The organism is Mycolicibacterium sphagni (assembly GCF_002250655.1).
GTDB classification, from domain to species: Bacteria; Actinomycetota; Actinomycetes; order Mycobacteriales; family Mycobacteriaceae; genus Mycobacterium; species Mycobacterium sphagni.
Genome location: NZ_NOZR01000025.1, coordinates 87,615 through 96,101, shown reverse-complemented (window position 1 = coordinate 96,101; position 8,487 = coordinate 87,615). Strand labels below are relative to the sequence as shown.

The window sequence follows — 8,487 nt, the reverse complement described above, 5'->3', positions numbered from 1 at the left end:
CGCCCAACCCGCGCCGTCCACCGCCCCGCCGGGCACCACGGTCGTCGGCTGGGTGACTGGGCCGGACAGCCCCAACCAGACCGTTCAGAAATTCGCCATCACCGGCACCGACCTCGGAATCATGTGGGACAACGGCGATCCCAGTCACCGACAGGTCCTCATGGCCTTCGGCGACACGAACGGCTTCTGCCAGATCCCGGGCAAGCAGTGGCGCTACAACACCCTGATGCGCAGCTCGGACGGCGCGCTGTCAAACACGATCGCGGTGTCCGACGGTGCCGTCGGCAATAAGTACTCCGGCTCCCCGGTCTGGCGGGCCGGTATCGCCAAGCAGGTCGTCAACAGCATCAACGCCGCGCCGGAAGAGACGGGCATCATCCCCACGTCCGGCGTGGCCGTCGGGCCAAACCAGTTCATGAATTTCATGTCGATCAAGAGCTGGGACAACAACGGTGCGTGGACCACGAACTACTCGGCGATCGCGACGTCCACCGACAACGGCGAGACGTGGGGCGTCTACCCCGGCACCGTCCGCCAGCCGGCCAACGGCAACGAGAAATTCCAGATGGGTGCCTTCCTCAAGCCCGGGCCGGGCGATCCCTACATCTACTCCTTCGGCACCCCCAACGGACGCGGCGGAGCAGCCTATGTGTCACGGGTATCCCCCGCACTCATCCCGGACCTGACCAAATACGAGTACTGGAACGCCGACAGCAACTCCTGGGTCCCCAACAATCCGTCAGCAGCGACGCCGGTCATCCCGGGCCCGGTCGGCGAGATGTCCGCCCAGTTCAACACCTATCTCAAGCAGTACCTCGTGCTGTACTGCAACGGCAACAACGACGTGGTGATGCGGACAGCGCCGGCGCCGCAAGGTCCGTGGGGGCCCGAGCAGATGCTGGTGTCGTCGATGCAGGTCCCAGGCGGAATCTACGCACCGTTCCTGCATCCGTGGTCGACAGGCCGAGAGTTGTACTACAACCTCTCGCTGTGGTCGGCCTACAACGTGATGCTCATGCACACTGTGCTCCCCTAACGCCGCTTTAGTGGGACACTCAGCGGTATGGACGACACCAGCGACTCGCGCGTCGACGACTCCATCCCGACCGAGGTGCTGAACGGAACCGACACCGAGCAGGCCGCCGAGATCGTCGTCGATGCCGCCATCCGCAAGACCATCTCGCCGGCAGCGCTGGGACGAATGCTGGTCGAGGCGGGCCGCAGCATCGAGGACGAGAATGATTTGCTGACGTTGCTGCAGCGTGTGGCCGGGATCGCCCACGAAGCCATCGACGGCGCCGACTACACCGGCATCACCATCGACCTGGGAGGCCTGACCTATACCGCCGTGCACACCGACGAGCGCACCCTGCGCATCGACAGCGAGCAGTACGAGGTCGGCGACGGCCCCTGCCTGCACGCCGCACGCACTCGCACCATCGTGCTGCTGGATTCCGAGAAAGCCATGGCCCGCTGGCCGAGCTTCGTTGCCCGCGCCCGCGAGGAAGGCGTCAACAGCTTCCTGGCGGCGCCGCTGTTCACCGCCGACCAGACGCTCGGGTCGTTCAATCTTTACGGGCGGTCGTTTCACGCGTTCGACAGTCTCGACGCCGAGATACTCGACCTCTTGACCACAGCCGTGTCCCGGGCGATCGGCGACTTCGCGCGCTTCAAGTCCGCCCAGGACACCGCCGAGTCGATTCAGCGGGTGTTGCAGACTCGGGCGCCGATCGAGCAGGCTAAAGGCGTGCTGATGGCCATGCGCGGCATCGACGCCGACGAGGCGTTCGACGTGCTCCGCATCCAAAGCCAACAGACCAACGTCCCGGTTCGGGTGCTCGCAGTGGACTTCCTGGACAAGGTCACCGGCGACGGCAATGGCAATGGCGAGAAGAACTAGAACGTATTGACCAGCGTCCGGCGCTCGGACATCTCCCGCGACATCGTGTAGTGGTGGTAGTGCGTTGCGCACTTGACCACGCAGACCAACAGGACGCCCGGGGCGGGCCGGTTGCGCAGGATCGTGAGCATTCGCCGCCGATAGATCTTGCGCAACTGCGGATCGGGAACGTTCTTCATCAGCAGCAGGAATAGGCCCAGCGCACGCCCGCCGTCGAGTAACTGCATCTTGCGCCGGCGCCACGGGTGGTCGCGCAGATAGGCGTTGCGGGCCCGGCCGAAGTCGAATTTGCGTGTGAGATAGAGGCTTTCGAGTCGGTCGAAGTAGGAATCCGGGTCGTACAGGTCGCGCATCAGGCCGATGTAGCCGTCTCGCAACTCTTCGCGACTCATGTTGAACGGAATCACGTTGGTGCCGAAGGTCCGTTCGTCGTCATTCAGGTCGAGGCGGCCTTCGTTCTTCAGGCGCGCGTGCAAGGGCGTCTTGGGAATGGCCGCGAGCATGCCGACCATCGCGTGCATGATGTCGGTCTGGTCGATGAATTCGGCTTGCTGCTTGAAGATCCGGGGGTCGTCGTTGTCGAAACCGACGATCATGCCGCACCACACTTCCAGCCCGGAGTCCTGGACCTTGCGAACGCGATCGACAATCGTGTCGCCCTTTTTCACGTTCTGGTACTTCTTCGCCTCTTTCAGAGAGTCTTCGTTCGGGCTCTCGATGCCGATGAAGACCACGGTGATATTGGCGGCGACCATCAACTCCATCAGCTCGTCGTCTTCGGCGAGGTTCAGCGATGCCTCGGTGAAGAACTGGAAGGGGTATCCATCTCGTGCTTGCCAGGCGGCCACGTCTTGCAGCAGCACCTTGACGGCGGCTTTGTTGCCGATCAGGTTGTCGTCGACGATGAACGCGATGAACAGGTTTTCTTTGCGCATTGCCTCGAGTTCGGCGATCACCTGCGCACTGGTCTTGAGCCTAGGCTTGCGGCCGAACGTGACAATGATGTCGCAGAATTCGCATTGGAACGGGCAGCCGCGGCTGAACTGAACACTGCCGAACACGTAGTTCTTGGTCTTCAGCAGGTCGTACCGGGGTACGGGAACCTGCGTCATATCAGTGCGGTCGGCTTGCTCGTAGCGGTATTGATGTCGGCCCTGCGCCCACTCGTCGAGGAACTGCGGCCAGGTGGTCTCGGCTTCACCGATGAAGATCGCGTCGGCGAGGCCGTCGAAGTAGTCCTCCTGCACGCTGACCCAGGGACCGCCGACAACGACGAAGACGCCGCGCGCTTTGAGTTCATTGAGGATCTCGAGCATGCGCTGGCGCTGAACGATCATGCCGGTCAGCCCGACGATGTCGGCCTGCGCCACCCGGTCGAAGTCGATATCCTCGACGTTCTCGTCGATGAGCGTCACCTGATGGTCGCTGGGTGTCAGCGCGGCCAGCAGCGGCAGGCAAGCGGTCGGAACGTTGCACTTCTTGCCCAGCAACGGAAGAGCGTGCTCCAGGCCCCAGTAGGACACCTCGAACCGAGGATTGATCAAGACAATGTTGGCCACAGTCGTCTGCTCCACACCGAACTCGTAGACGTTAGGCGGCATTGCTTGCCGTGCCGAGCCTAGCCAACACGACCTGGCCGAACGAGTCGTTCGCAAATAGTCACCGCCGGGACTCGGTCCGAGTTCCTACTGAGATGACGGTAACGCTGCGTCCTCGGTTCGGTCACGACCTTTGGCGGCCCCTGCCGGATTGGCGGCGACGGTGATGTGATCGAACACAGAGACGTTTGGAGGTTTCACCATGGACGCGGTCGGAGCGCTGAGTCTTCTGCTCATCGCGGTCGCTGCTACCGCCGCACTGTGCGGCTACATCACGGCCACCCTGCGGGAGCGGAACAAGCGGCGTTTCGGCCGATACTTCGTGCTGGGCGTCGTCACCGGGTTCGTGGCGGCAGCAGTCACGCGACGGCGGATCGGCCCGGGTGCCATCGGAACAGTCACTCGCAGACTCGCGCTCCCGCAGCGGTCCGGCAGTTCCCTTAGCGGCGCGGCGTTGCAGGTTCGACGGAGTTTGAGCCGCACGTTGCCGTGATCAGCGGCCGGTGAATGTCGCACCGCTGCAATCGATTACGGCGGCAGAATTGTTGCCGACGATTATCTGATTGTCAGGGTGTACACAGCCAGGGCTGCGGCGACGGCGAATATCGCCACGAAGAGGGCAATCTTGACCGCGGGATGAAGGACGCCTTCGCTGTGGCGAGCGGCGTACCGAAATCGACGCCTGACGTTGTGCCATTGTCGTTTGATCTGTTCGGTGGTCATAGTTCCCCCTGAACTTTTTGGGCAGCAGCTTAAAACCGCCGAATGTGAGGAGTCTGATAGTCAGCTTGGGGAACGCGGACCTCCGCCCCAGCTCAGTGGACCTCCGCGGCCAAGGGATATCCGGAGGACGTCGAGGCGGGTGCGTATCCGGGGGATGTCGAGTCAGACCCCGTCCCCGTCGTCGACGGGCCCGGACTCGGCCCCGGCAATTCCGGCCCGTACCCCGGCGACGGACCGTGCACCGAGGATGTCGGATCGAAGTTCGACGTCGCCGGTCCATAGCCCGTTGCAGCCGAGTCATAGCCGGGCGGTGGTCCATAGTCGGGCATGTGCTGGCTGTAGCCAGCGAGCAGCTTCGCCGCAGCGAAGGCAGCTGCTTGGTCGGTATAGAAGGGGACGTAGCCCTCGGTGTGTCCACTCCATTCGTTGCCCGGACCCGCATGACAGATCGGGTCGGCGGGATTGCAGAAGTCGATGGCCTTGGAGCCGAGCAACGTGCTCTGGGCCGGCAGGGACCCACCGGTACGGTCCGCTACGTCGCCGAAGGTAGCGACCGCCGCGATGTTCTTCGCGTACTCGGGGGGTAGCGAACTGCCCCAGGTGATGCCACCCATGGGCACGCCGGCCACGATGTCGATCACACTCGCGCCCTGCGAGTAGCCGCCCAAGATGATTTTGGTATCGGGGCAGGAGGAGACAGTCGATTTGATGTGGTTGATCACGTCATTGGCGCCGTCACCGCCGTGTAGCTGCAGCTTGCCGGCCTTGTAGTTCACGGCGTAGGAGCTGACGTTCAAGCCGTCGGTCTGCTTGCGCAGCGCGTCGACGAGGGCATCGCCGACGCGGCCCATGCCGGCCGGCTCATCGGTGCCGCGCGCGAAGATGACCTCGGCGTCGGCGCAGTCGGTGGCCGACGCCACGGGTAGCGCGGGTGCGACGACGAGCGGGACTCCCGCCGAGAACAGTGCCACAACGACAACTCCGGCCCGACGCCCCACCGACCGCGCGTCGGCCACGCCAAAGCCACGTACGGGACGAGAGAACATGCGTCGATTTACCCCGCATCCAAGAGGGGCAAACTTTTGTGCCGGGAATCACTCGCGGCCGTTCCCTACCCGGCGAGCGGCCAGGGTTGCCGTCGGCGTCCGAATATCGCACCAAATTTAGAGTGGGCGACTACGCGCGACAGATTGGATCTGGCTCCCTATTCTCGGCCGATGGCAGCCCTCCATGTCGCCGAAGCCAACTTCTCTCACGGATTAGGCCTCGCCGAATCGGCCATGGCCGGCCACTACGGGAATGTGCGGTGACGGCCCCCAGTGAGCGCGAGCGCGCGTGGAACATGCTCTACGACGAGGTGCGCAACCGCCTTGACGGTGTGACGCTCGACGGCCCCTGGGAGGCGCGGATTCGGGCCGCGATCCGCGAGGTTAGCGATCCCGTTGACCTGGTCGTTCGGCTGACGGGCTATAGCGCTGGACTGGCAATGCACGGCCGCGACAACGAATTCATCCAGCGGAAGATCGACGATGCGCTGGCGCTGTTCGTGAAGTACGGCTAAGCCGGCGCACACGTTCGCTCTTGACGTGAAACTAACTGACCCGATAACTTGTTGGCTGACAAGTTAGTTCTCCGTCAGGCGGAGGTGACCGCACGTGAACCGAGGCCATTCCGCCCCGCGTACCCAGGAGGTGCGCCGAGTCGAAGCTGAAGGCCGACTCATCGCCGCCGCCGCTGAGATGGTCGGCAAGGTCGGACCCGCTAACGTCACCCTGGCCAACGTCGGCGAGCGCGCCGGCTACAGCCGCGGACTGGCGACCCATCACTTCGGCTCCAAAGGCGCGTTGATGCAGCGCCTCGTCGAGACCGTGACCCACCAGTTCCGCAACGCGATGTTCGACCGCGGCGAATCCACCGACCCCGTTGTCGAGCTAAGGGCACTGATCGGCATCTATTTCGACGTGATGGCCGACCTTCAACCGGTCAACCGAGCACGTCTTGTGCTCTGGGCCGACGCGGTAGCCCACCCAGCCTCAGAAACCCGCGCAACGATGGTCGCCGCCGACCGAGAGTTCCGGGAAGAGATCGAGAAACGCATCGCGCTCGCGATGACCGCCGGCCTGGCGCCCACGACGATTCATCCTCAAGGGCTGGCCACGGCTGTCGTCGCCGTGCTGCGGGGCGTGGCGCTGCAATCACTTATGGACGACGACGTCGACCTGCAAGCAGCTCGAGGCGAAGTCGAAGCCCTCCTCATCCACCGATTCAGGACCGAACAGGAAGAAGACCGATCATGAGCCGGAACTTCGGCAACATCGCCCAGATCGGCTACGTCGTGCGCGACATCGACGCCGCGATGGACGACTGGGTGAAACATGGTGTCGGGCCGTGGTTTTACGTCGACCGCGTCCAGACTGACTACTTCCGCTACCGCGGTGTGGAATCAGACATGCAGATGAGCGTGGCGCTGGCCAATTCCGGCGACGTCCAACTCGAACTGATCCAGCCACGCAACGACGCGCCATCGATGTACAAGGACTTCCTCGAATCCGGACGAGAAGGCATGCAGCACATCGCGTATTGGTCCAGCGACTACCAGAGCTTGCTCGATCGGGCGCTGCGCGACGGCTACACCATCGGACAGGAAGGCAGCATCGGTGGCGAAAAGGGCCGCTTCGCCTACCTCGACACCGAAACCACACAGGGCACCGTCATCGAAATCTCCGATATCAGCGGCCCTAAAGGTCAGTTCTTCCAATACATTCGCGAAGTCGCTGCCACCTGGGATGGCACCGATCCGATCCGCGGCCGGGAGTAAGCGCGGTGGACTACCCCGACATCGACGCCCTTCCCCAGAATCTCAAGGACATCCTCGCGCAGCACGCACCCGTCAACGTGTACCGAATGGTCATGCATTCGCCGGGGCTGGCGCCAGGATTCTTCGTGATGGCCGATGCGATGTTCCAGGCCAATTCGCTTCCGCCGCACCTGCGCGAACTGGCGATCCTGCGGGTCGGATACCGCTATGCCGCACCGTATGAGACACACCAACACGAGATGATCGCCGGCTATGCCGGCCTGTCGGCCGAAGCGATCGCAGCCGCGGCCAGCGGTGACACGGGCGGCCTGCCCGCCGACGAGGTGGGCATACTCGCCTGGACCGATAGGCTCCTGGACACCCACACCCTCAGCGGTAGCGACCGCGACGAGGCCCTCGAACTGCTCACGGTCACCCAACTCGCCGATCTGGTCATGACAGTGGGCTTCTACCAATTGGTCTGCAACTTCCTCAACACATTCGACGTCACTACCGAAGGCGAACCCTCCTATGGCTGAGCGACTTTCATCGTGAAGGTGCACCACCTCAACTGCGGCACCATGAACATGCCGAGCGCTCCCATGGTTTGCCACGTCCTGCTCGTCGAAACCGCCAACGGTCTCGTCCTGGTCGACTCCGGGTTCGGTTCGAATGACTGTCTCGAGCCGGCAAAACGTCTTGGCCCCACCCGCCACGTCGTGCGGCCGATCCTCGATCAGCGGGAAACCGCGGTGCATCACGTCGAACGCCTCGGCTTCCGGCGAGACGATGTGCGCCACATCATCATCACGCACTTCGACATCGATCACATCGGGGGGTTGTCGGATTTCCCGGCGGCGCAGATCCATGTCACCGCCGCCGAAGCGCGCGGCGCCATCAGGTCGCCGTCGCGGCGCGAGAAGCTGCGCTACCGCGCGCCGCAGTGGTCGCACGGACCCCACATCGTCGAACACGAACCGCGCGGCGAGAAATGGCGCGGATTCGCCGCAGCCAAGGAACTCGACGACGTGTCGCCCGGGATCGCTCTCATCTCGTTACCCGGCCACACCCGCGGTCATGCGTGCGTCGCCGTCGACGCCGGCCACCGCTGGATCCTGCATTGCGGGGATTCCTTCTATCACCGGGCCACCCTCGATGGCCGGTCACGGGTGCCTCGCGTTCTCACGGCCATGGAGTCGGCAGTTGCGTGGAACTTGAAGCAAGTTCGGGCCAACCATGACCGCCTCGCCGAGCTCTACCTGCGCCAAGATCCGGACCTGTTGATCGTCAACTCACACGACGTCACGCTCTACGAGCGCGCCTGCGACACCGCGTAGCCGGGCCAACCTGCAAGACACGCCCGCATTTCTGGGGGCCTTCCTCACTTCGGTGGAGCTGCCGGGCAATTCAAACCGGAAAGCGCGTTCAACTGTGAACACGCTGAATCACAGATTGTGGATCGAAGTCGA

At 63.5% G+C, this 8,487-nt stretch carries 10 protein-coding genes; 8 read left to right on the top strand and 2 right to left on the bottom strand.

The genetic code is table 11. The features are described from left to right. Both CG716_RS24120 and CG716_RS24115 read left to right on the top strand, forming a co-directional pair. Nucleotides 1-1,036 (top strand): glycoside hydrolase family 183 protein (locus CG716_RS24120; protein ID WP_207760760.1); only part of this gene is annotated, 1,036 nt, incomplete at its 5' end. 27 nt (nt 1,037-1,063) lie between these two features. Then, the gene (locus tag CG716_RS24115) at nt 1,064-1,900 is read left to right on the top strand and encodes an ANTAR domain-containing response regulator (RefSeq protein WP_094483648.1); all 837 of its coding nucleotides are present in this window, start codon (nt 1,064-1,066) and stop codon (nt 1,898-1,900) included. On the opposite strand, the gene CG716_RS24110 is transcribed toward CG716_RS24115, so the two are convergent. Continuing rightward, the gene (locus CG716_RS24110) at nt 1,897-3,501 is read right to left on the bottom strand and encodes a B12-binding domain-containing radical SAM protein (protein ID WP_234818002.1); all 1,605 of its coding nucleotides are present in this window, start codon (nt 3,499-3,501) and stop codon (nt 1,897-1,899) included. The two genes, CG716_RS24115 and CG716_RS24110, sit on opposite strands and share 4 nt — an antisense overlap. A gap of 199 nt (nt 3,502-3,700) precedes the next feature. Between CG716_RS24110 and CG716_RS24105 the strand changes: the two genes are divergently transcribed. Beyond that, complete coding sequence (locus tag CG716_RS24105) at nt 3,701-3,991, top strand: hypothetical protein (RefSeq protein ID WP_094483647.1); 291 nt, start codon at nt 3,701-3,703, stop codon at nt 3,989-3,991. A 322-nt stretch (nt 3,992-4,313) separates the two neighbouring features. Here the strand turns inward: CG716_RS24105 and CG716_RS24100 are convergent, their stop codons facing one another. Next, entirely contained in the window at nt 4,314-5,219 is a 906-nt protein-coding gene (locus CG716_RS24100) for a cutinase family protein (RefSeq protein ID WP_410431352.1), read from the bottom strand. A 308-nt stretch (nt 5,220-5,527) separates the two neighbouring features. Here CG716_RS24100 and CG716_RS24095 point away from each other — a divergent pair, with 308 nt between their 5' ends. The 5 genes from CG716_RS24095 (at nt 5,528) to CG716_RS24075 (ending at nt 8,355) form a co-directional block, all read left to right on the top strand. After that, on the top strand, nt 5,528-5,782 hold the full coding sequence (locus tag CG716_RS24095; protein WP_094483645.1) for a hypothetical protein: 255 nt from the start codon (nt 5,528-5,530) through the stop codon (nt 5,780-5,782). Nucleotides 5,783-5,876: 94 nt separating this feature from the next. Continuing rightward, on the top strand, nt 5,877-6,518 hold the full coding sequence (locus CG716_RS24090) for a TetR/AcrR family transcriptional regulator (protein ID WP_234818001.1): 642 nt from the start codon (nt 5,877-5,879) through the stop codon (nt 6,516-6,518). Beyond that, nucleotides 6,515-7,039 carry a VOC family protein gene (locus CG716_RS24085; RefSeq protein WP_094483644.1) on the top strand — a complete coding sequence of 175 codons (525 nt, stop codon included), beginning with the start codon at nt 6,515-6,517 and terminating at the stop codon, nt 7,037-7,039. Before CG716_RS24090 ends, CG716_RS24085 begins: the two co-directional genes overlap by 4 nt. 5 nt (nt 7,040-7,044) lie before the next feature. After that, nucleotides 7,045-7,557 (top strand): carboxymuconolactone decarboxylase family protein, encoded by a 513-nt coding sequence (locus CG716_RS24080; RefSeq protein WP_094483643.1) that lies wholly within the window; start codon nt 7,045-7,047, stop codon nt 7,555-7,557. A 12-nt stretch (nt 7,558-7,569) separates the two neighbouring features. Continuing rightward, nucleotides 7,570-8,355 carry an MBL fold metallo-hydrolase gene (locus CG716_RS24075; protein WP_094483642.1) on the top strand — a complete coding sequence of 262 codons (786 nt, stop codon included), beginning with the start codon at nt 7,570-7,572 and terminating at the stop codon, nt 8,353-8,355. Nucleotides 8,356-8,487: the final 132 nt, after the last annotated feature.